At 41.2% G+C, this 24218-nt stretch carries 19 protein-coding genes; 10 read left to right on the top strand and 9 right to left on the bottom strand.

Annotated features, from left to right (window positions below; genetic code table 11):
- Positions 1-66 precede the first annotated feature (66 nt).
- From ACVCDT_RS01780 to ACVCDT_RS01770, 3 genes are all read right to left on the bottom strand, one after another.
- Positions 67-1284: an Nramp family divalent metal transporter gene (locus ACVCDT_RS01780; protein WP_447131022.1), complete on the bottom strand. Its 1218-nt coding sequence runs from the start codon at positions 1282-1284 to the stop codon at positions 67-69.
- A gap of 22 nt (positions 1285-1306) precedes the next feature.
- Positions 1307-4954 carry a hydantoinase B/oxoprolinase family protein gene (locus tag ACVCDT_RS01775; protein WP_447131021.1) on the bottom strand — a complete coding sequence of 1216 codons (3648 nt, stop codon included), beginning with the start codon at positions 4952-4954 and terminating at the stop codon, positions 1307-1309.
- Between the two features lie 247 nt (positions 4955-5201).
- Complete coding sequence (locus ACVCDT_RS01770; RefSeq protein ID WP_447131020.1) at positions 5202-6407, bottom strand: GGDEF domain-containing protein; 1206 nt, start codon at positions 6405-6407, stop codon at positions 5202-5204.
- Between the two features lie 136 nt (positions 6408-6543).
- Between ACVCDT_RS01770 and ACVCDT_RS01765 the strand changes: the two genes are divergently transcribed.
- Positions 6544-7293 (top strand): ferredoxin--NADP reductase, encoded by a 750-nt coding sequence (locus tag ACVCDT_RS01765; RefSeq protein WP_447131019.1) that lies wholly within the window; start codon positions 6544-6546, stop codon positions 7291-7293.
- Here the strand turns inward: ACVCDT_RS01765 and ACVCDT_RS01760 are convergent.
- The 4 genes from ACVCDT_RS01760 to ACVCDT_RS01745 all read right to left on the bottom strand — a co-directional run bounded on the left by ACVCDT_RS01760 (position 7274) and on the right by ACVCDT_RS01745 (position 11867).
- The gene (locus tag ACVCDT_RS01760; RefSeq protein ID WP_447131018.1) at positions 7274-7756 is read right to left on the bottom strand and encodes a hypothetical protein; all 483 of its coding nucleotides are present in this window, start codon (positions 7754-7756) and stop codon (positions 7274-7276) included. The genes ACVCDT_RS01765 and ACVCDT_RS01760 overlap by 20 nt on opposite strands.
- Positions 7757-7992: 236 nt before the next feature.
- Entirely contained in the window at positions 7993-8436 is a 444-nt protein-coding gene (locus ACVCDT_RS01755) for a SirB2 family protein (RefSeq protein WP_447131017.1), read from the bottom strand.
- Between the two features lie 131 nt (positions 8437-8567).
- On the bottom strand, positions 8568-9962 hold the full coding sequence (gene cysG, locus ACVCDT_RS01750; RefSeq protein WP_447131016.1) for a siroheme synthase CysG: 1395 nt from the start codon (positions 9960-9962) through the stop codon (positions 8568-8570).
- Between the two features lie 171 nt (positions 9963-10133).
- Positions 10134-11867, bottom strand: a complete 1734-nt coding sequence (locus ACVCDT_RS01745) for a DEAD/DEAH box helicase (protein WP_447131015.1) — start codon at positions 11865-11867, stop codon at positions 10134-10136.
- Positions 11868-12374: 507 nt separating this feature from the next.
- On the opposite strand from ACVCDT_RS01745, the gene prsT reads away from it, so the two are divergent.
- The 3 genes from prsT to ACVCDT_RS01730 are packed head-to-tail and all read left to right on the top strand — an operon-like array spanning position 12375 to position 16604.
- Positions 12375-15143, top strand: a complete 2769-nt coding sequence (gene prsT / locus ACVCDT_RS01740; protein WP_447131014.1) for an XrtA/PEP-CTERM system TPR-repeat protein PrsT — start codon at positions 12375-12377, stop codon at positions 15141-15143.
- 51 nt (positions 15144-15194) lie between these two features.
- Complete coding sequence (epmA, locus tag ACVCDT_RS01735; RefSeq protein WP_447131013.1) at positions 15195-16169, top strand: elongation factor P--(R)-beta-lysine ligase; 975 nt, start codon at positions 15195-15197, stop codon at positions 16167-16169.
- A gap of 24 nt (positions 16170-16193) precedes the next feature.
- On the top strand, positions 16194-16604 hold the full coding sequence (locus ACVCDT_RS01730; protein WP_447131012.1) for a hypothetical protein: 411 nt from the start codon (positions 16194-16196) through the stop codon (positions 16602-16604).
- A gap of 12 nt (positions 16605-16616) precedes the next feature.
- On the opposite strand, the gene ACVCDT_RS01725 is transcribed toward ACVCDT_RS01730, so the two are convergent.
- Together ACVCDT_RS01725 and ACVCDT_RS01720 are read right to left on the bottom strand one after the other, a co-directional pair.
- Complete coding sequence (locus tag ACVCDT_RS01725) at positions 16617-17216, bottom strand: peptidylprolyl isomerase (protein ID WP_447131011.1); 600 nt, start codon at positions 17214-17216, stop codon at positions 16617-16619.
- Positions 17217-17234: 18 nt separating this feature from the next.
- Positions 17235-18395, bottom strand: coding sequence for a methyltransferase (locus ACVCDT_RS01720; protein ID WP_447131010.1), 1161 nt, complete (start codon positions 18393-18395; stop codon positions 17235-17237).
- A 29-nt stretch (positions 18396-18424) separates the two neighbouring features.
- On the opposite strand from ACVCDT_RS01720, the gene ACVCDT_RS01715 reads away from it, so the two are divergent.
- The 6 genes from ACVCDT_RS01715 to fabV all read left to right on the top strand — a co-directional run bounded on the left by ACVCDT_RS01715 (position 18425) and on the right by fabV (position 24003).
- Entirely contained in the window at positions 18425-19045 is a 621-nt protein-coding gene (locus ACVCDT_RS01715; RefSeq protein WP_447131009.1) for an alpha-ketoglutarate-dependent dioxygenase AlkB family protein, read from the top strand.
- 171 nt (positions 19046-19216) lie between these two features.
- Positions 19217-19531 carry a transcriptional regulator BolA gene (gene bolA, locus ACVCDT_RS01710; protein ID WP_447131272.1) on the top strand — a complete coding sequence of 105 codons (315 nt, stop codon included), beginning with the start codon at positions 19217-19219 and terminating at the stop codon, positions 19529-19531.
- A 139-nt stretch (positions 19532-19670) separates the two neighbouring features.
- Positions 19671-20210 carry a TRAP transporter small permease subunit gene (locus ACVCDT_RS01705; RefSeq protein ID WP_447131008.1) on the top strand — a complete coding sequence of 180 codons (540 nt, stop codon included), beginning with the start codon at positions 19671-19673 and terminating at the stop codon, positions 20208-20210.
- Positions 20210-21568 (top strand): TRAP transporter large permease, encoded by a 1359-nt coding sequence (locus tag ACVCDT_RS01700; protein WP_447131007.1) that lies wholly within the window; start codon positions 20210-20212, stop codon positions 21566-21568. The genes ACVCDT_RS01705 and ACVCDT_RS01700 overlap by 1 nt, the downstream gene beginning before the upstream one ends.
- Positions 21569-21589: 21 nt before the next feature.
- Positions 21590-22684, top strand: coding sequence for a TRAP transporter substrate-binding protein (locus tag ACVCDT_RS01695; RefSeq protein ID WP_447131006.1), 1095 nt, complete (start codon positions 21590-21592; stop codon positions 22682-22684).
- Positions 22685-22824: 140 nt separating this feature from the next.
- Entirely contained in the window at positions 22825-24003 is a 1179-nt protein-coding gene (gene fabV, locus ACVCDT_RS01690) for an enoyl-ACP reductase FabV (protein WP_447131005.1), read from the top strand.
- The last annotated feature ends 215 nt before the right edge of the window (positions 24004-24218 follow it).

Genomic DNA, 24218 nt, shown 5'->3' with positions numbered 1-24218 from the left:
TTAAAAATCAATTGTTAAAGGAAAAATTCATTAGTTCGATGTTTAATCTATTTGTAAATACCATGTTTATAGAAAGTCCATTGCTCTGATCACCATTCTTATTCCAAGCCCCATAGTAACTAACACCACTATGCCGCCTAGGGTATTGCCTATCCATGTATTGGTGTATTGACCTAACTGAGTTTTTTGATTCATAACGACCAACAGAAAAATCGCCATTATGGGTAACAACAAGCCATTGGCAAATTGCGCGGCTAGGATAATGCTTATGGGTTTAATGCCGGTTAGGGCTAAAGCTACACCTGTGACTATTACGCTTAGGGCAATAAGTTTAAATACTTTAGAGGATGTGCCGCCTTTTATTCCCATAATTTCGGTCATGGCGTAGGCGGTGGCCAGTGGCGCGGTGATAGAGCTGCTTAAGCCTGCGGCAAAAAAGCCGAGGCCTAACATGGTTTTAGAAAACGAGCCAAAGAGTGGTTCGAGTTGTACGGCCATGTCGCCGGCTCCGGTTATTTGTAGGCCGCTGCCAAAAATGCTGGCTGCCGCTGTAGAGGCTATAAGTATTGTAATTATGCCGCCTAGGCCAATGGCGGTGGCGGTGTCGGCTCTGGCGTGGTTTAAATCTGCCACAGACTTCCATTTTGCTTTCACCGCTGAGGCATGTAAAAACAGGTTGTAAGGCACCACTGTAGTGCCTATTAGTGCGATGACCGTTAATAAACTGCCTTCGGGAATATTTGGGGTGGCTAGGCCTTTAAAGAGTAAAGCTAAGTCAGGGCCAACCGATAAAAATGTCGCAATAAAGGCCAGCGCCATTAGTGCCACTAAGCTTAGTAACATACGCTCTATATGTTTATACGAGCCGCGCCATAATAACAGCCCAGCCAAAACTGAAATAATCACTACTGAGCTTTGGTATAAAGATTGATTGGTGTCGGTGAGGGCGTCTATGCCTAACGCAGCGCCCGATAAATTTCCTGCCTCGTACGCGGCATTGCCTAAGTATAAAGCCACCATAATTAAGCCAAACAATGGCCATTTCCAGACAGACTGATTAAGCATGTTTCGCAGAGTTTCACCCAAGCCTTGTTGGGTAACTAAGCCTAAGCGCGCCGACATTTCTTGCAAAATAATTGTGGCAATAGTGGCAAACAGTAAGGCCCATAATAATGTGTAGCCAAAATTTGCCCCTGCTAAGGTACAAGCGGTAACTGTGCCAGGGCCAATAAAAGCCGCAGCTATTAAGGCCCCTGGGCCACTATTTTTTAAGCGCTTAAACATATCGTGTTCCTTAAGCTTGGGGTTAATCCGTTGAGTTATCTGCTTTACCAAATCCACCACCTGTAGGTGACTGTATGCAAATGGTGTCGCCGGCATTAACCTGTGCATGATCACAAGCTTCAAGTGGGCGAATATCACCCAAGGCGCTTTCAATCCAGTTGCGGCCAACGCGGCCAGGTTCGCCACCATGTAAACCAAAAGGCGGAATCTGTCTGTGGCCAGATAAAATTGAACACTGCATATCTTCTAAAAAGGTGATTTTTCGGGTAATGCCATCACCTGCCGACCATTTGCCTTTACCGCCAGAATGGCGATCTATTACAAATTCTTTCAACATAACGGGGTAACGTTGTTCTAATACTTCGGGGTCGGTCATACGGGTATTGGTCATGTGGGTGTGCACTGCCGCTACGCCGTTAAACCCCTCACCTGCTGGGCTGCCAGAACAAATGGTTTCGTAATATTGGTAGTTGGCATTTCCAAAGGTTAAATTATTCATAGTACCTTGGCTTGAACCTAAAACCCCTAATGCTGCAAATAGGGCATTAGTAACCGCTTGGCTGGTTTCAACATTGCCCGCTACCACAGCTGCCGGAAAACGCGGATTCAGTAACGAACCTTCGGGCACGATAATATCCAGTGCTTGCATGCAACCGGCGTTAAGGGGTACATCATCGTTTACTAAACATCTAAACACATACATAACTGCCGCTTGAGTAATGGCTTTAGGGGCATTTAGGTTGTTGTCTTGCTGGGCACTGGTGCCGCTAAAATCTATACAGGCGCGTAGCTTGGTTTTATCTATGCTGATTTTTACCTTAATGGTTGAGCCTGATTCTAGCGGGTAGCTAAAATCGCCGTCGTCTAAGTTAGCCAGCACTTTTTGCACTGAGGTTTTGGCGCTGTCTTGTATGTGTTGCATGTAGGCATGCACAGTGTCTAGTCCGTGTTGTTCAACCAGTTTTAATAACTCGTTAACCCCAGTTTTATTGGCCGCGGTTTGCGCCATTAAATCGGCCATATTTTGCTTAACGTTGCGCGCTGGATATTGGCCATGGCTAAACAGTGCTTTAATTCGCTCGGTTTGAAACTGGCCTTTTTCTACCAGTTTTACGCTGTCTAATAAAATGCCTTCTTGATGAATATTGGTGGCCAAGGTAGACATAGAACCAGGAGCAATACCCCCCACGTCTTCGTGATGGGCACGGCTTGCCACATAAAATAACACCCGAGTTTGACTCGCATCAAACACTGGGGTGATCACTGTAATGTCGGGTAAATGCGAGCCGCCGTTGTACGGATTGTTTTGTACAAACACATCGCCAGCATCTATCGACTGCGGTCCATTAATAATGACTTTTACACTGGCATCCATAGAGCCCAAATGCACAGGTACATGGGGGGCATTGGCAATTAAATTGCCTAGATGATCAAAAATGGCGCACGAAAAGTCTAAGCGCTCTTTTACATTCACCGACTGCGAGGTGTTGCGTAGCACTATGCCCATTTGCTGAGCAATGCTCATAAAAGCACTGTTAAACAATTCCAAAGTAACAGGATCTGCTTGGTTTAATGTTGTGTTTTGTTGGTTAGGGGCGCTGTCTAAGGCTTGCATTGCTGGGCTAAAGTGCAGCACTAAATGGCCATTTTGATTAACTTTGGCTTGCCAGTTTTTCTCAACAATAATAGTGCCTGTTGGTTCAATGATAATGGCAGGACCGTCTATTTTATGACCATAAGATAAACTTGCTATGTCAATCACAGGCGCCTCTAACCATTGGCCTTGAGTGTATATTTTGCGCTTAGTTAGTAAGTTTACCGATGGGTTTTCTGCCAGAGTGAGAGTATTTTCAACTTGCGGCTCTGCGCCACCATAAGATTCTACAATTAAGGTATCTATCACTATTGGAATATCTGTGGTGCTAAAGCCAAATTGCTGTTGGTGTTGTTCTATAAAACTGTGTTGCATGGCCGTAAAAGAGTCGAGTGCCACATTTAAGCTGGTATCAGTATTTTGGTATTTAACTAAAGCCCTAGCTTGATGGGTTATCTGTGCCGCTTGCAAACCTTGGCTAAGCAAATCTTGGGTATTGAGTTGTTTAAGTTGGGTTATGGCTTGGTTGATGGCCTCGGGATCCCCTTGTTGAATAAGCTCAGTTGCAACTTTTTGTCTTTCAACTTTGCTTTCGGCTAGCCCCATACCATAGGCCGATAAAATGCCCGAATGGCGATGTAAAAACACAGTTTTTATGCCGAGTTTTTCTGCTACTAAACAGGCATGTTGGCCCCCCGCGCCGCCAAAACAATTTAAAACATAGTGAGATACATCGTAGCCGCGCGCCACAGATATCTTTTTAATGGCTTGGGCCATATGTTCTATGGCAATAGCTAAAAAGCCTTCTGCTACATCTTCAGCACTACGCCCATCATTTATTTGTTGGGCGATTGCTTCAAAGGCCTGTTGAGTGGCCGCTAAATCTAGTGGTTGATCTTGCTCAGGACCAAAAATGCTCGGGAAAAAGTCGGGTTGAATTTTGCCTAAACACAGGTTGATATCGGTGACAGCTAAGGGGCCTTTGCGTCGGTAACATCTAGGGCCGGGTACCGCACCTGCCGATTCTGGCCCCACGCGAAAGCGCCCATCTTGATAATTTAAGATAGAACCACCGCCTGCTGCCACAGTATGAATATGCAACATAGGTACACGCATGCGTACCCCTGCCACTTGGGTTTCGTAAGCTTTTTCAAATTCACCCGCATAGTGCGAAACGTCGGTAGACGTGCCGCCCATATCAAAACCAATAATTTTACTAAAGCCAGCTTGCTTGGCTGTGGCAACACAGCCAACTATTCCCCCCGCAGGACCAGATAAAATAGCATCACGACCGCGAAACATATCTGCACGGGTTAAGCCGCCAGAAGACTGCATAAATAATAATTGTGCTGGCTGTTGTTGATTTAACCCTTGGCTAATATTTTGAATGTAGCGCATTAAAATGGGCGTTAGGTAGGCATCCACTAAAGTGGTTTCGCCGCGCGATACAATTTTTTGCAGGGGGCTGACTTCGTGGCTGGCCGAGATTTGACTAAAGCCAATTTTTTCGGCCAGTTTAATTAATTGTTTTTCGTGCTCTGGGTATTGGTAGCCATGCATTAATACTATGGCAAGTGCACGTATGCCACTGTTGTAGGCAGCTTGCAAAGCCTGTTCGCTGGCGTCTAAATCTATGGCTTGGATTATTTCGCCATTGGCCAAAACTCTTTCGTTAATTTCTAGTACTTGTTGGTACAGAATATCTGGTTTTTCTATTTTTAGAGCAAAAGTATCAGGACGTGCTTGGTAGCCAATTTCGATGGCATCTTTAAAGCCGTGGGTAATGGCCAATGCTACTTGTTCACCTTTTCTTTCTAATAAGGCATTGGTGGCAACTGTGGTACCCATTTTAATTTTATCGATTAAGCCGTTAGGTACAGGCTCATTTTGGTTTATCCCTAAAATGTGTTTAATGCCATAAACTGCGGCATCGCGGTAAATTTCGGGGTTATTTGATAAAAATTTTCTGGTGAGCAATTGACCATTGGGTGGTCTGGCAATGATGTCAGTAAAAGTGCCGCCTCGATCAATCCAAAACTGCCACTGACCTTGATGTGTTGCTGGAGAGTCTTGCATGTCTGCCTTCTAACAAATTGCAAAAATCCATCATAAGTATTTTTAAATCAAATGCCTAGCTAAGCATTTGCAGCTTTGAATCTTTAGTGCTGAATAGGCGAGTTTGGCAGCCAAACTCAACAGGCATTAGTGGGCATAACTTCTTCTTGGCTAAAACCACAATTAGGGCAGGTGATGACAGAGTGAGTTAAGATATTTGACATTGTGTGCCCCTTATTGGTTTTCACTTGTTATTCACCTCCTAGTACTAAGCAAGGCTTACTTTGTTGCGCCCTTGTTTTTTAGCTGAGTACAAGGCTTGATCTGAACGCTTTAAAATATCGTCTATGGAATCGTCGGTTTTAACAAACTCGCTGATACCTGCGCTTACGGTTAAGGCTAGTGTGCCAGCTTCTAAATCTAATGGGGATTTTTCGATTAATAAGCGTATTTTATCGGCTAGGCTTTTGGCATCGTGCTTATTGGTTTGTGGCAACATTACAACAAACTCTTCTCCGCCTAATCGTGCTACGCAGTCTGACTCGCGGGTGTTTTCTTGAATAAGTTGGCTAACGTGTCGTAAAGCTTTATCTCCCACATCATGACCATAGTCATCGTTAACTAATTTAAAATTATCAATATCGTAAGTAATAATACTCATTTGATGGCCGTATCTTTTGCTCAATGCCCAAGATTTATTCACAAAAATGCTAAAAGAACGGCGATTTAATAAACCTGTTAGATGGTCGTGATTGGCTTCTTTTTGCAATCGCTCGGCAAATTTAGCTACGCGGTTAACCATAGGCCTAAAAATAAATAAGGCTTCAATTAACAAGGTCAAAATAATGATCAGCAATACCAACCTTTGTGCGCTTTTAAGATCTTTTACTTTTTGTAAGCCTTCTAGTTCGTATTGTTTTACGATTTTATCTAAGGTGCTGTAGAGGTCATGTTTGGCTTGATGCCAAAACCTAAATTCACTGGGCATAGGCATTTGTGCAAACTGTGAGGGATCTTGACGTAAAGCTTGGTTAATTAAAAAAGTAAATTGTTCTATTTGTGGGCTAAGGCCTTTTTCATTGTCAAAATATAAGCTATTCATTTGGGCTGAAAGGGGAGAGCTAACATTGTTTTGTGACGCTTGGTGATGTTCTTTTAATAAAAGCTCATGATTTTTTTTCATCAAAACTAGCGCATCTTGAGCCATTTGTTTTGTGGTTAGGTCGCCACTGGCTAAATAGTCTAAGGTTAATAAACTAATGCGTTGTGATAACAAGCGTTGCTCACCACTAATGCTGATCACCACCGCAGAATCACCTTGCTCTTCAATGATTCTGTCTAACATAAAATGCACAACTATTGATAAAAACGCGATAACGCCTAAAGACACAATATAGGTTGAGGTCATGCGTTTAGTTGGATCGGAAACCTGATCAGATAAAGTCGAGTTATTGTTGTTATTATTATTTTTCATTTTTATTTTTTTAGTTGGCGCTTAGTTCGAATGGTTAATATACCTATTTGAAACAAATTTGTATCTATTTAGAGACTTTTATACAGTAAATAATCGAATTTTTAGAACTTTACCTTCAACTTAGGGATGTGGATCTATGGCTTCTTGGTTAGATGCAAAGGTGGTGAATAAAACGAATTGGAACGATCACCTATTTAGTTTAGGTTTTAGTTGCAATAACTTCCCTCGGTTTAAAGCTGGGCAGTTTACTAAAGTGGGGATAGAGCAAGAAGACGGTAAAGTATTGTCTCGCCCTTATTCTTTAGTGAATAGCCCAGATAATGATGAGTTAGAAATTATTGCGGTGCCGGTAGAAGATGGCTTGTTGTCGCCTAAATTGCATGAGCTTGAATTGGGTGACGTGGTAAAAATTATGGCGCCGGCTACGGGCTTTTTAGTGTTAGATGAAGTGCCTAAAAGTCGAGACTTATGGTTAATTGCAACTGGCACAGGGGTAGGGCCATTTTTATCGATATTAGCCACCCAACAGGTGTGGCAAACCTATGAAAATATTGTGTTGGTGTATGGCGCACGTTATGCACAAGATCTTGCTTACGCAGAGCTAATTGCCGGTTGGGCGAGTGAATATGCAGGCAGGTTTCATTATGTGCCTGTGGTTAGCCGCGAAGAACAAGACAATCTGCTAACAGGGCGCATTCCGCCTTTATTAACTACTGGAATGATTCAGCAACAAGTGGGTTTAGATCTGCATCCAGATAACAGCCAAGTGATGTTGTGTGGTAACCCAGAAATGATTGAAGACAGCACTGAAGTATTAACCGGCTTTGGCCTATCTAAACACTTACGCCGCAAGCCGGGGCAAATTTCTATGGAGAGATATTGGTAAGTTGACTAAAGCTTTGTTTAAAAAAATCGAACCAGCCCAAGTTAAGCTTCGGCTGGTTTTTTTTGGCGACTTTATAACCCAGGTAGGCCATGGGTAAATAAGCTAAAGTTAAGTCCAATACATTAAACCATAAAGGTGAAGGTAAGCTAAGCACCATAGATGTACCGCCAGCAAAAAAGGCCAAACCTATTAGCATGGCAAAGATTAGTTTATATGAAGCGGCTATTTTGGCGGCCAACATAGCACCGGCTAAGGTGCCTAAGGCATGTGCCAGAAATGGAAAAATAAAGTGCTTAGGTTCAAATAAGTGCATGCTTTGCGCAAGGGATTCCATTGTAGACACATCTACTCCAGCTGGAGCAGCTATGATCTTAGTGCCTAATGAAATCAAACTCATATTCACTACACTGCCAAAAATCAAACCACTGATAACAGCTAAAGTATTAAATAATACGAATTTCATCTTGTTCTCTCTTTTTTTTATTAGGTGATTATGTAGTTAAGCATTAAGCCATAGCCACTATACACAAGGATTAATAAGCCAAGATAACGCAGGATTTTCAAAAAAACAGGGCTAAATTTTAGCCTTGTTATGTTTAGTATTTTGCCATGGGATATTTGCACTAGGGTCACCCCTAGTGCAAATACAAAAATAAAATTAAGCCATTGAGCCAAGCTCATGGGTGTGGGGTAAACCGCTTAGGCAAAGCTAGTTAGCAGAGTTTGGCCTAGCTCAAGGTAGGTTTGTGAGTCTTGTTCCATACCTTTTATTTTTAGATGGTCGGCAAAGCCCAATTTAGCGGTCATGGCTAAACAGACTATGGCACTAATTAAACCTACAAAACGCCATAACTGGGTTTTAGCCCATTTAAGTGCAAAGGTAATAGACAATACATACAACACAAAACCGCCTAGTTTAGATGACGCCCAACCATTAACAAATGGATATAAGTTTAAGGGGTTAGCCAAAACTAAATATATAAAAGTGGCAACAAAGAGGGTGTACAAAATATGCGGGCCAATTTTTAACAGTTTATTATTGACCTTGTCTGAGCCTTTAACTGTCAGTACAAAATTAATCATAAAAAAGATAAAGGTAAGCATAATAATGCTTATGTGAGTGTGTTTAATGAGCATGTACATAGTGTGGTTTCCTAAAGGATTTTTATTATTTTAAGTAGACTTTAGCCCCAACAAGCCTAACGACTTGAACAAGGCAAAACCATAGCATAAATCTTTAGGTTGAACTCTGTAAAAACACTTTTGCTTTATTTTCAAACTGAGACTGATTGCTTAAACCAATTCAACTGTGAGTGCAAACTTACCACAGAGCCAACAATAATTAAGGCAGGAGGTTGGATGTTTGCCGCTTCGGCTTGTTGCGGCATATCGGCTAAAGTGCCGACTACTACTTTTTGCTCATCTGTGGTCGCAGATTGCACCATAGCAATGGGAGTAGAGGCGGCTAAGCCATGTTTGATTAATTGCTCACAAATAATAGTTAAGCCAGTTAACCCCATGTAAAACACTGCGGTTTGATCTTGCTGAGCTAAAGCCGGCCAATTTAAGTTAATGCTATTGTCTTGCAAATGGCCGGTGGCAAAGACCACTGATTTTGCGTGATCTCTATGCGTGAGGGGAATGCCTGCGTAACTGGCTGCTCCGCTAGCAGCGGTAATGCCGGGTACTACTTCAAACTGAATATTTTGTGCCACTAAGGTTTCGAGCTCTTCGCCGCCCCGCCCAAAAATAAAGGGATCGCCGCCTTTTAAACGTACCACTCTTTGGCCTTCTAGAGCTAATTTGGCTAATAGTTGGTTAATCTCTGACTGAGGTACTGTATGTTTACTTTTAGCTTTACCCACATAGATTTTTTCTGCATCGCGGCGTACTAACTCTAATATCTCTGGCGATACTAAACGGTCGTATACCACTACATCGGCTTTTTGCATTAACCTTAAGGCTCTAAAGGTCAGTAGGTCTGGATCTCCTGGACCTGCCCCCACTAAGTAAACTTGGCCTTGGCTTGTTTGTTGCGAGTCTAGCGCTAACTTTTGCTGCATTTTGCTTTCAGCTAAAGCTTGGTTGCCTTGTAAAACGTTTTCGGCAATATCACCATCTAGCACCTCTTCCCAAAAATATCGCCTTTGGGTAACTGATTGAAAACGCTGTTTTACTGCTTGTCTAAACTTTTCTGAAAACTGCCCTAATAAGCTGATTTTTTGCGGAATAACGGATTCTAGTTTTTGCCTTAGGTATCTAAGCAATACCGGTGCAACCCCTCCACTGCTAATAGCAATAAGAATGGGCGAGCGGTCAACGATAGAAGGAGTAATAAACTGACATAGCGGAGTGTTATCCACTACGTTAACTAATACCTTGTGGGCTTTTGCTTGAGCATGTATTTGTTGATTTAATTTAGAATCATCTGTGGCCACGAAGACTAAGTTTTTATCGGCTAAGTCTTGCTCTTGGTAAGCTCGGTTTATTAGGGTGATTTTGTTGTCGTCTGCAAATTTTTGCACAGTGTCACACACCCAAGGTGCTACAACTGTGATAGTGGCTGAGGTTTTTAACAATAATTCCACTTTACGTGCAGCCACTTCTCCAGCGCCTACCACTAAACTGGTTAAGTCTGAACTGTCTAAAAAAATCGGGAAATATTGCATCTTATTTATCTCTATAAAATCAAAGTTTAGTTTGCCTTGAGTTGAGCACTGAGCAAACCATTTTAAATTACATTGATATTCTTTTAGGTTATTAAAAGTAGTAAATATAGATTTTTAGTCATTAAAAAAGGGGCCAAAGCCCCTTTTTTATTTTTTTACTGTACTAATGGCTTAGTCGCGATTAGCTGGGTTACCACGTTTTTTAGGTGGTTGATCAGACCAAGCGCGCATGCCTAAGCTACGACCCGCAACACGAGTTTTTTGCAAGGTTTCTTGGGTTGCTTTAGGCATATCTTTTGGCAAATCTACTGTGCTGAAATTGTCATAAATTTCAATAGAGCCAATATTTTTGCTGCTTATGTTTGCTTCGTTAGCAATGGCTCCAACAATGTTGCCAGGCTTAGCACCATGAGTGTGACCAACTTCGATACGGTATCTTTGCATGCCTTCACTAGGTGGACCAGACTTGCGTTCACGTCTACCGCCACGCTCATTACGGCCGCCTCTGTCGTTGCGACCACCACGGTCGTTTCTGTCGTTACGATCGTTTCTTGGTGGGCGAGCGGTAAGGTCAGGTCGGTCACTTTCTTTTAAGATAAGTGGCTCATCACCTTGAGCAATCTTAGCTAGCGCCGCCATAATCACTTCTGGTGCCGCTTCAGTTTCTTCTTGAATTGACTCAACAATAGGGATTAAGGTTTCGATTGATGAATCACTCATTGCTTCGATTACGCTGCTTTTAAAACGTGATAAACGCGTTTCGTTAAGTTGCGAAATTGATGGAATGCTCATAGCATCGATTGATTGTCTGGTGGCGCGTTCTATTGAGAACAACATGCGCTTTTCACGGTGTGAAATAAACAAGATTGCATCACCTTGACGACCTGCACGACCGGTACGACCAATACGGTGAACATAAGATTCAGTATCGTAAGGTACATCGTAGTTAATAACGTGAGATACACGTTCAACATCAAGACCACGAGCTACAACATCAGTTGCCACTAAGATATCGATTTTACCTTTTTTCAAGCGGTCAACTGTACGTTCACGAGAGTTTTGCGGAATATCACCATTTAACGGCTCAACAGCGTAGCCACGGGCAGAAAGCTTTTCGGCTAATTCCATGGTTGCGGTTTTAGTACGCACAAAGATAATTGCGCCATCAAACTCTTCTACTTCCATGATGCGCGTCAGAGCTTCCATCTTATGATGGCCTGCTACTTGGCAATAACGCTGACGAATAGTGCTGGCTGTAGTGACTTTAGATTCGATCTTAACTTGCTTAGGATCGTTTAAGTAACGCTTAGTAATTTTGCGAATTGGATCTGGCATAGTGGCCGAGAAAAGTGCTGTTTGACGCTCTTTTGGCGCGTGGCTTAAAATCCATTCAACATCGTCGATGAAGCCCATACGTAACATTTCGTCAGCTTCGTCTAATACTAAGAACTTAAGCTTATCTAGCTTTAAGGTATTCTTTTTAATATGGTCAATGACTCGACCAGGAGTCCCTACAACCACTTGAGCGCCACGTCTTAATTGACGGATTTGGTTGTCGTATGCTGAACCGCCGTAAATTGGCAGTACATTAATTTTTTTCGAAAAGCTTGCGTACACTTGGAAAGCTTCGGCAACTTGTATTGCCAATTCACGAGTTGGTGCTAGTACCAATAATTGGGTGTTTTTGTCGTCAGGATCAACGTTAGCTAACATTGGCAACGCAAAAGCAGCGGTTTTACCCGTACCGGTTTGGGCTGTACCTAATAGGTCATGGCCGTCAATAATTAAAGGAATACACTGCTCTTGGATAGGAGTAGGTTTTTCATAGCCGACTTTTTCTAATGCTTGCAGCAGTGGTTCGGGTAGGTTTAAATCTCTAAATGTTATATCAGATGTGGTGGTCATCAAGTTTTCCCAGGGGATAGAGGCAGGCACAGCATTATTTGAATCGGTAATACAATTTCTAAAATCGGTAATACAATTATTTAAGGCGAAGCCGGCACGGTTTCAAAGGTTAAATTATATTCGATTTTCAGCATTTACTCCATGTAATGTCTTGTTTAATTGCAATATTTTTCAAATATGGCATTTTAATCGGTGGAGATGAAAATATGCTGTCAAAGTTGTTGCAGAAATGTCGCCTAAAAGGATCGGTTAATTAACAAGTGGCGAACAAAACTCTCAATTGCTTATCTTTTTTGATAAGTGCTAATTGGTTAACTTTGAAAGTTTAGGCAGTAAAAAGCCAGAAGTGGGCATATTACTTACCTAAATAAAACAATTTTAGCTATTAAGCTCAATATTCAAACTTAAGTTTATGGCAAGAATTTAACAAAGATAACTATCTGAGTCGCATAACAACTTAACCCATGTCATTATAATTCAAAATGATTTACTCAAGGAACCCTCTGCATGAAAGTAGTCGATAGTGCTTTATTCAAGATTTTATGTGTGGCCTTATTTATAGGCGGTCTAGCAGGTTGTGGTAAGCAAACAAGCGAAGAGTACATCCAAGAAGCTAAACAATATATTCAAGACAACAATCCCGCAGCTGCAATAGTAGCGTTAAAAAATGCAGTGCAAGCAGAGCCTAGGTCGGCACAAGCAAGGTTTGAGTTAGGTCAGCTGTATTTACAACAAAAACAATTTGAAAGCGCTGAAAAAGAGCTTAATCGTGCGATGGAATATGGCTATGCACCAGATAAAGTCTTGCCTATGCTAACCGAAGCGTACCAGCGCACAGGCGCATATGCGGCTTTAAGTAAAATAGAGCATGAACAAGCAGGCTTAACTACAGTAGAGCGCATTGAAATTGGCTATTTTAAAGTAGTGTCTTTAGTCAGACTTAATAAGCTAGATGAAGCGCGTGAATTAATCGAAGAATTAGTGGATCTTGAGACTAGTTCGGCTTACCGCGATTTAATCGAGGCTTATCCGCTACTGCTAGACAATGAGTTTGAAAAAGCCAATGAGGCTTTAGTTAAAATTCGCGAAAAATCGCCACAAAATGCAGAAGTATTAAAACTCTTGGCGCAACTTAAACTTTCGTTAAAACAGCCTGAAGAAGCGGCCGAGATTTATAAAGATTATGTCAGCTTTTATCCAGAAGATAATCAAACCACTTTTGTGTTGGCAAAGTTGTTAGTGGATACAGGTAAACTGAAAGATGCAGACCCTTATATCGATAAATTACTTAAGATAAATCAAGAAAACCCACTGTTAAATCAACTTAAAGCGGCCAGTAGCGCCCACAAACAAGACTTTTCTGAAGCATTAAAACGAGCCGAAACCGCTATTTTAGGCGGTATAGAAGATCCGTCTTTACGTTTGATTGCAGGTTATTCGGCCTATCAATTACAAGACTTTGAAAGTGCTAATCGGCATTTATCTTTTATTGCCAGTGTATTGCCTAGTAATCACCCAGGTTTAAGAATGCTAGCGGCCAGTCAGTTGCAACTTGGACTGACATCAGAAGTAGGTGAAGTGTTAGATAGGTTAGATCAATTATCTGAAGACGATGCGCCGTTATTTTCTAAAGCGAGTTATGAATTGTTGCGTGATGGATTTGAAAAAGAAGCCAAAAAATTGGTTGAAAAGTCTGCGGATATTAGTCGCACTGCAGAAGATTTAACCCGCTTAGGATTATTAAAATTATCTCTGAATAATTTAGATGGCATAGTCAATTTAGAAGAAGCGGTAAGCCAATCACCAGAATTAGAAAGTGCACAAATTACTTTAGCCAAGGCCTATATTGCCACCCGACAATATGACAAAGCCTTAGCCTTAAGTAAGAGTTGGAAACAATCGAGCCAGCAAGATCCTAGACCTTATCTTGTGGCCGGTGATGTGTATACCAAAGAGCAAAACTTTGCCGCGGCTAAAAAAGAATTTCAACAGGCCATGGCCTTAGATAAAGAAAGCCCCTCAGCCATGCTTGCTTTAGCCAATATCGCGGCCTTAGAGAAAAACATGAGCTTGGCCAATCAAATGCTAACTGAAGCATTACAGAAGTTTCCTAATAATATTTATGTGCTTGCTAGTCATTACTTACTCGCCAAAGAGCAGGGTAACAGCCAAGCAGGATTAAACAAAATTCAACAGGCCTTTAACCAAGAGCCAACTAACTTAGGCTTAAGAGTGTTGTTAGCCAGAATTAAGATGGTGGAAAACGACTATCAAGCAGCCATAGATTTATTAACCGCGATTGAAAATCAAAAAGACCTACCTGTAGGTTATTGGAAAACCTTAGGGCAAAGTTTAATTAAGGCGAATAAAAGACGTGAAGCCACAGTGCACTATGATGCTTGGTTAGCCAGAGAGCCTAACAATAAAGAAGCCTTAACCGGTAAATTGTTATTGTTAGATAGCCAAAATAAGTTTGCCGAAGCCGCTAAATTAACTCAGGGCTTTTTGAAAAACCGCGACGATTTACAAGTGCAAATATTAAATGTGTACTTTTTATTGATGCAGAATAAGTATCAGGAAGCGCAAGTTGAATACGATAAATTACCAGAGCAGGTGCTTGATAAACCAATAGTTAAAGGCTTTTTGGCACGTTTTCAACTAAACAATGGTGAATTACAACAAGCCCTAGAGAACGCCAAAATTGCTTATGCCGACTCGCAAAATAACCGTAACTTGATTTTATTAACCTTTATTTATGACAAGCTTAAGCAGTCAGATAAAGCTATAGAGTTGTTGACCCAGCACCTTAAACAGCAGCCCAATGCGCTAACCGCAAAAATGTTATTGGCAGAGAGACAAATTTCAGCCAACAGCATTGACGCAATCAAAACCTACATAGCTGCACTAGAGCAAAACCCTAACAATTATATTGCCAGTAATAACCTTGCTTATTTATATCTTCAACAAGGCAATGTATTACAGGCCAAAGAGTTTGGTGAAAAAGCGGTGGAATTACAGCCTAATAATCCCGCTACCCTAGACACTCTAGCGCAAATCTATATCGCCGAAGGTGAGTTGCAAAAGGCTCTGTCGTTGTATGAGCGTGCGGTGACCCCTAGTATGAAAAACGAAGAAATCTATTTAAATTACGTAGATTTATTATTTAAAGTTGGCGACAAAACTTTAGCGCAGCGCAAGCTAACCCAACGTGAAATGCTTGAAGATAAAAGCATCAGTCGTGTTGAAAAACTTAAAGCTGAATATCAAATACAATAAGCTAATTCGCTACTTTGTGTAGCTGCTAGTAAACAAACTTAAAGGGAGCCAATGCGGGCAGAACAATGGCACCCTAGTGCCACAATCGAAAACCTTAAAAAACGTGCCGACATTTTACACAAAATTCGGCACTTTTTTGCTGAGCGCAAGGTACTTGAAGTCGATACACCTGCCCTTAGCCATGCCACAGTGACAGATCAACATCTGCATTCTTTTGCCACTGAATTTCAGCACCCTATGGCAACCACAACTGCTACTTTGTATTTGCAAACCTCTCCTGAATTTGCCATGAAAAGGCTACTTTGTGCGGGGAGCGGGGCAATTTATCAAATTGCTAAAGTGTTTCGTAATGAAGAAGCTGGTCGATTTCACAACCCAGAATTTACCATGCTTGAATGGTACCGACCTGACTTTGAACATCATCAGCTCATGTCTGAAATCGATGACTTACTTAAAATCGTGTTGCAGACTCAAACGGCAGAGCGCATAAGTTATCAACAGGCCTTTATCAAACACTTAGATTGTGACCCGTTAACTGCTAGTTTAGTTGAGTTAAAAAGCCTTGCAGTTAAATGTGGTTATCAAGAGTTAGCCGAGCAGGAAGACAATAAAGATACCTTATTAATGTTGTTATTTAGTCAACAGGTAGAGCCGCACATAGGGCAACAGCGCCCGTGTTTTGTCACCGACTTTCCTGCCAGCCAAGCGGCCTTGGCTAAAATTAATGCCAACAACCCTTTGGTGGCGGACAGGTTTGAATTGTATTTTAAGGGCATAGAGTTAGCTAACGGCTTTAATGAACTAACAGATGCAAAAGAACAACTTATGCGGTTTGAGCAAGATAACCAAATACGAGTAGCAAACGGCTTAGAGGCTATGCCTATAGATCACGCCTTTTTGGCAGCATTAACCCATGGGTTACCCCAGTGCTCTGGTGTGGCTTTGGGCATAGATAGGCTGATTATGCTGGCATTACAAAGTGAGGCTATTGAGCAAGTCATTGCTTTTGATAATGCTCGCGCCTAAAACAAAAAATGGATGAGCTAGGTTATGCAAAACACTGAGTTACACACTGAATGGACTGTATTGCAAACTCAATACGATAGTTACGAAAGTTATTCGTTGTTGATTAAGCTGATAAGTATAGTGCTAAGTTGTTTGTTGATTTATCAATGGCAAGCAGGATTGGTGTCGGTAATTGTGCTGTTAATTTTGTGGTTACAAGATGCTATTTGGAAAACCTTTCAAAGTCGAATAGGCCTACGCTTAGAGATGGTAGAGCAAGGCTTACAACAAGCTAGTGATAAGCCGCAGGTCCAAGGTATGCAATTTAATTTAACTTGGCAGCAATCAAGGCCCTCAGCCTTTGGCTTAGTCGTTGAATACGCCAAACAAAGTCTTAAACCAACTGTGGCTTACCCTTATGTGGCGTTAATTGGCATGGTGTTAATTGGTAGTTGAGCCTGTTTAGGTCTAAACCTGAGGTAAAATTAACACCTTTTTTAAGATCACTTGTTCTACAGGTACGTCGTTCCAACCGTATTTAGGGTCGAAGTCGGTTTTAACCTGGATCATTTTATCTAATACTTCGTACCCTTCTACTACAGTGCCAAACACCGCATATCCCCAGCCTCGGCCTGGATTTAAACTTTCGTTATCATTCATATTAAAGAAAAACTGGCGGTTTGCGGTATGTGGATCGTTTTGTCTGGCCATAGTAATAGTGTATCTGTCATTTTTAAGGCCATTACCTGATTCATTAAAAATGGTGCCAAAAGAGGGCTTTTCTATAAAGTTGGTATCGTAACCGCCGCCTTGGATCACAAAATCGGCCACTATGCGGTGAAATATGGTGTCTTCGTAACTGCGCTTTTCAACATAACGTAAAAAGTTATTCACTGTTATGGGCGCGCGCGATCTATCTAACTCCACTATAACATCGCCCATGCTAGTCACCATTTTGACTCTAGGATAATAATTATCCGGCTGAATATGCGAGCCATCGCGTTTAACTTTAGCTAAAGCTGGTTGGCTAACTAATAAGGCTAAGATCATACATAAAGCTTTAAACATAAAATTTTACCTTTATTTTTAATTGGTTTGAGTGGCAGACAAAATGCTGAATTTTTTATTACTGGCCACATGCTGTACTTGGCCAAACAAGCGTTTTAATTTGCTTGCATAGTCTAAATGTTTGTTGCCTATGATAAAGAGTTTGCCGCCTTTTTTTAACCTCTGCTTAGCGTCTTTGAACATTTGCCAAGCAATATGATCGGTAATGGTATTTTGTTGATGAAAAGGCGGGTTGCACACTATAGTGTCTATGCCTTGTGCTTCGGACTTTTGTGAAAAGCCGTCTAGGCAATTGTTAACGATAAACTCACATTGGTGAAGTTGTTCGGGTAGGTTGTTTAGTATATTGTGTTTGGCCGAGGCCACTGCCATGTACGATTCGTCCACAAAAATGACTTTGGCCTGCTTATTTTTTTCTAATAAGTGCAAACCTAACACCCCATTTCCGCAGCCTAAATCTACTATGGTTTGATTGCCAGAGTTTGGAATAGCAGCTAAGTGTTGCAACATAAACCTAGCACCTATATCGAGTTGTTGGCGCGCAAATACGTTGGCTAAATTACTAATGCTAAAAACCGGTTGTTCGGTTTGCCATACAGTGGGATAGGGACTGGCATGTTGTTTGTCGCCGGTGGGCTGACAAAAAATTAAACGGGATTTCTTTTTGGCCAAGCTGGTTTTAGTTGGCCCTAAGTATTTTTCGAACAAAGCCAAAGTCGATTTTTGAATCAATACCGCTTTGCCTGCCGCTATTATTTGAGTATTCGGGCTTACCACTTTTTGTAGATCAATAAGTTGTTGCTCTAATAAAGCCGTGGTTTTAGGCACTTTCATAAGCACTAAATCACAATTGCCTGTTAATGGCTCGGTTGAGCTTATAAAGTTAAGCTGTTGTTGATCGAGTTGATTAGCACTTAGGTTTAATAAACAGGACTGACGTGCCACATAAGAGTCGTTAACCCAATGTGGTTTAACGGCATTAAACCAGCAGGCCAAAGCGCCAAAATCATCGTTAAAAATATATAAAGATTGAAGTGAATTTAGTTGAAAATTTTGTTCAACATATTCAATTAGATATTCATCTGCCGCATCCCAAGCCTGCCAACTAGGGTGTTGTAGAGCCTGTGGGTAGCGAATTAGCTGCAAGTTTTTATCTAATAGAGCTAAACTGGTGTTCATTTAATTGGTTTTTCCGTACTAAAGGTTTTATGCAACCTTCATTGTTTGATTCTGAATATGATAACACGCCCATAGCAATACAACTGCCTGATGCCGACTTACTCTATTGGCCTAATTTTATTCAAGCTAAATTAGCCGAGCAGTATTTTTCTGTGTTGCTCAATGAACTAGCCTGGCGTCAAGAGCAGATCCAAATATATGGTAAATCTGTGGCTGTACCTAGGCTACAAGCTTGGTATGGCGATAAAGGGTGTACCTATCAATATTCAAATTTGCAGCTAGAGCCTATGTCTTGGACACCAAGCTTAGTAGAGATTAAACACCAATGTGAAATAGCCAGCGCGAGTCAATTTAATTCAGTTTTAGCCAATTTATACCGTGATGGTCAGGATGGAATGGGTCTGCACGCCGACAATGAAGCTGAACTTGGCAAGCAACCAGTTATTGCCTCAGTGAGTTTGGGCCAAGCTCGCACCTTGCGTTTTGTTCATCAAACAAAAAAATATCGCCACAAAATAACGTTAAACAGTGGAAGCTTGTTAATCATGCAAGGGAATACTCAAAATTATTGGAAACATGAAGTGCCTAAAAGCACTAAGGCATTAGGTCCTAGGATCAATCTCACCTTTAGGCGCATAGTTGACTTTTGAATATAGAGTAAAGTTATTAATTAGCGTTATTTTCTGCAAAATTAATATATCAAGGCCAATCAATACGTTATCATTGGCCGAGTAAAATTTAACCCTACGAAAGTAACCAAATTGTTTATTCAAGCTAAAATTGAACAAAACAAAGCTGCAATGAGTTGGATGCCTAGCCTTATGAATATTCAAACCAGTATAGAAACTAAATTACTTAATCATTTTAACCCAGAGCACCTAGAAGTGATTAACGAAAGTTTTATGCACAATGTGCCAGCGGGATCAGAAAGCCATTTTAAAGTGGTGATAGTTACACCAGCTTTTTCGGGCGAGCGCTTAATTAAACGCCATAGAGCAGTTAACTCGGTACTAAAAGATGAATTGGCTAATGATATTCATGCTTTAGCGCTTCACACTTACACTGAAGACGAATGGAAACATTTGTTTGGTGAATTTCCTAAGTCACCAAATTGTTTAGGTGGAGGAAAAAAGTAATTTAAGCTTTAACCCACTTACTGCCTTTCGTTACTTCCAATTATGTTTTAATTTTGTTAAAAACTTCCCCCTAGCTGGGGGGACGAGTTCTCACTGGCCACCTTTGGCAAACAATCTAACAAAAACATAAGAAGTGATCATGTTGTTAAACCACGCCACGCATTGGCAGAAAAAAATCGATTCGCTGCATCTTTATTTATGTCAATTAGTCAGCTGGTTTACCTTATTAATGGTATTGCTAAGCTTTTTAATTGTGGTTTTACGCTATGGCTTTAATTTGGGCTGGATTGCTATGCAAGAGTCAGTCATGTATTTGCATGGCATGGTATTTTTGCTTGGGGCGGCACACACCTTGAGGGCTAACGAGCACGTTAGGGTAGACATTTTTTATCGGCGTTTTTCGCGCGCTAAACAAGCAAAAGTAAATATCTTTGGTGGGCTATTTTTGTTGTTGCCGGTTAACTTGTTTGTGTTTTTTATTAGTTACGATTATGTCAGCAGAGCTTGGTTAATATTGGAAGACTCGCAAGACGCGGGCGGGATCCCAGCGCTATTTTTGTTAAAAAGCTTAATTTTAGTGTTTGCCCTGACTATGACTCTGCAAGGCCTAGCAGAAATTGTAAGAGAGTGGACCTATTTAAAATCATCAAAATCCACGTCCGAAACAGGAGATAACTAATGGAATATTTATCTCTGGTGATGTTTTTGGTGGTATGCCTAGTGTTATTATTTGGCTATCCCGTTGCTTATACCTTAGCTGGAACTGCATTGTTATTTGCTGGTATAGGTGCGCTTTTTGGTGTGTTTGATATGGCATTTTTACAAGCTGTGCCGAGTCGCTTGTTTGGGATAGTGTCGAATCAAACCCTTATAGCTGTGCCTCTGTTTGTGTTTATGGGGGTTATGTTAGAAAAGTCTCAAGTGGCCGAAAATCTACTCTTGGCCATGGAGCAATTGTTTGGCAAATTACGTTCTGGCTTGGCTGTGTCTGTGGTGTTAGTGGGCATGTTGTTGGCCGCAAGTACCGGCATTGTAGGGGCGACTGTGGTAACCATGGGGTTGTTGTCTTTGCCTACTATGCTGAAAAAAGGTTATGCCCCTTCTTTTGCCTGTGGCGCCATTTGTGCAACAGGTACCTTAGGCCAAATTATTCCTCCTTCTATTGCGTTAGTGTTACTCGGTGACGTTATGTCTAGTGCCTTTCAGCAGGCACAACTAAATATGGGGATTTTTTCGCCACAATCAGTATCTATTGGTGACTTATTTGTTGGTGCCTTAGTACCCGGATTGATATTAGTAAGTATGTACTTACTCTATGTGTTGATTTTTGCCTCGCGCAATATTAAACACACCGCTGAACAAAATACTGATACCCATGTGTCTCTTGGGTTGTTAGTTAAAGCTTTGGTGCCGCCCTTAGTGTTAATTTTTATTGTGCTGGGCTCTATTTTGGCTGGTTTTGCAACGCCAACCGAAGCCGCGGGTGTAGGGGCAATGGGTGCCATGTTATTGGCTTTGCTTAATGGTCAGTTAACTATGCCTAAATTAAAAGACGTCATGATGTCTACTACTAAAGTGACTAGCATGGTGTTTTTAATATTAATTGGTGCATCAATTTTTTCTCTGGTGTTTCGTGGGTTTGGTGGCGAAGAGTTAATTGAACAGTTATTTCATAGCTTACCCGGTGGCAAATTTGCCGCAGTGCTGTTAGTTATGCTGGTGATTTTTTTATTAGGTTTTATTTTAGATTTTATCGAAATCACCTTTGTAGTAGTGCCTTTAGTGGCGCCGGTTTTATTAGCCATGGGAGTCGATCCTATTTGGCTAGGCATAATGATAGCGGTGAATTTACAAACCTCGTTTTTAACCCCACCTTTTGGCTTTGCATTATTTTACTTACGAGGTGTAGCACCAGCTGAAGTTAAAACTGTGGATATATATAAAGGTGTGGCACCATTTATTATGATTCAAATTGTGTTACTTGCTTGCTTGGCTATTTGGCCAAATCTGGTAACTTGGTTGCCTTCTTTGCTTTAGTGAAAATGTGAGAGCTAATTTATGAAATTGCTGCAATGTGTTGTTTTATTTGTATTTATTGGGGCCTTATCGGCCTGTAACAAACAGGCGGAAGACAGTTCGGCAAGCGCTAAAGCGCAACAGGTGTATGAGTGGAAGTTAGTCACTTCTTGGCCTAAAAACTTTCCGGGCTTAGGAAAAGGACCAGAAACCTTTGCTAAATATGTTGAACGTATGTCTGGTGGTCGCCTTAAAGTCAAAGTATTTGGCGCTGGGCAGATGGTGCCAGGCTTTGAGGTGTTTGATACTGTGTCTAGTGGAGCCGCAGAAATGGGGCATGCAGGGGCTTATTATTGGAAAGGTAAAGCACCCGCAGCGCAAATTTTTACAGCCATTCCTTTTGGTATGAATGCCACTGAAATGAATGCTTGGTTGCATTATGGCGGCGGCATGGAATTATGGCGTGAGTTATATGCGCCCTTTAACTTAATTCCTTTTGCTGGTGGCAATTCTGGTGTGCAAATGGCTGGGTGGTTTAAAAAAGAAATCAACAGTGTTGAAGATTTAAAAGGTCTTAAAATGCGCATTCCTGGTTTAGGTGGCGAAGTGCTTAAAAAGCTAGGTGGTATTCCTGTGGCCTTAACGGGTGGTGAGTTATTTACCGCTTTGCAGTCTGGAGCCATTGATGCTTCTGAATGGGTTGGCCCTTACAATGATTTGTCATTTGGTTTATATAAAGCCGCCAACTACTACTATTATTCAGGCTGGCATGAACCTAATGCCACCTTAGAATTTATGGTTAACAAACAAGCCTATGAAGCTTTGCCCGCTGATTTACAAGCCATAATAGAAGTCGCTACTCGTGCAGTTAATCAAGACATGTGGGATGAATACACCGCTGCAAACAACAATGCCATGCAAGCCCTAGTGGAAACCCATGGAGTGGATATGCGTCCGCTACCGGAAGATGTTATGCGAGCGTTAAAAGCGGCATCTAAACAGGTTATGCAAGAGCAATCAGACGCAGATCCTATGTTTAAAAAGATTTATCAGTCTTATTCAGATTTTCAAGCGAAAGTACAAAAGTACCATCAAATTTCTGAACTCGAATATTATAAAAATCGCGCAGTAGAATAAGCAAAGTAAGATTATGGCTTGGTTAGACTAAGCCATATCTATATATGGGTTAGCTTGATGCAAAATTAATTCAGCTGCTCTGATGTGTTAAATCGGCGTCTGGCATTACAATGCGCTCAAATTTTTAATAGGACTCTTTTATGATTATTAAGCCTAAGATCCGTGGCTTTATTTGTACCAATGCCCATCCAGTTGGTTGTGCAGCCAGTGTGCAACAACAAATTGACTATGTTAAAAGCCAAGGTGAATTAACTAACGGCCCCAAAAACGTGTTGGTAATTGGTTGTTCTACAGGTTACGGTTTAGCGTCTAGAATCACTGCTGCCTTTGGGGCAAATGCTAACACTCTAGGTGTTTGTTTTGAAAAACCACCCACTGAGCGCAAAACGGGCACTGCAGGTTGGTACAATACCGCTGCTTTTCATCAAAAAGCCCAAGCTCAAGGACTGTATGCTAAAACCTTAAATGGTGATGCCTTTTCGAACGAGTTAAAACAGCAAACTATAGACACCCTTAAAGCCGATATGGGTAAAGTCGACTTAGTGGTTTATAGCTTAGCTTCGCCTAGACGTACCGATCCTGAAACAGGTGAAGTCTATAAATCTACCTTAAAGCCGGTAGGACAGGCCTATAAAACTAAAACCTATGATACCGACAAAGATCTAGTGCATGAAATTGCCCTAGAGCCAGCTAATCAGGATGAAATCGATCAAACCATTAAAGTAATGGGGGGAGAAGATTGGGAATTATGGTTAGCTGCATTGGCTGAGGCAGACCTGTTAGCCGATAACTGTAAAACTACAGCTTACACTTATGTTGGTAAAGAGCTGACTTGGCCAATCTATGGGCAAGCAACTATAGGTAAAGCTAAAGAAGACTTAGATCGTGCTGCTGCGGCTATAGTAAAAAGCCAAGCGGATAAAAAGGTTCAGGCTTATGTGTCATCATTAAAAGCTTTAGTGACTCAAGCTAGCTCGGCCATCCCAGTGATGCCTTTGTATATTTCTTTGATCTACAAAGTAATGAAAGAAGAAGGTACGCATCAAGGTTGTATTGAGCAAATTTATGATTTGTTTGCAGAAAAATTAACCCAATCGCAACCAGAAGTGGATGAATTTGGCCGTTTGTACATGAATGGCAAAGAAACCAATGATGCTACTCAGGCGAAGATAAAAGCCCTTTGGGATCAGGTAAATCAAGACAACTTCCATGAGTTAAGTGACTACCAAGGTTATCATCATGACTTTTTGCAACTCTTTGGTTTTGATGTGACTGGTGTTGATTATGATGCCGATGTTGATCCGCTAGCCGATTGGTAAATTTTAGCGACTAAAATAAGTTACAAAAATGTTAATAAACTAACCGTCATTTGTGGCGGTTTTTTTATTTCCGAAAATTGGTCTACCTTTGTTAGGGTTATTTTAAAAAAAAGCCATTAAAAAGTGACAAAATTAGAGTTTAAACAATAATTTGCATGGAAGATGGGGTTGGGTTAATGCTAAAATTCCGTGGATATGGTTTAACTTAACGCAAA

The organism is Paraglaciecola aestuariivivens (assembly GCF_052983255.1).
This window is presented reverse-complemented; position numbering and strand designations above follow the sequence as displayed.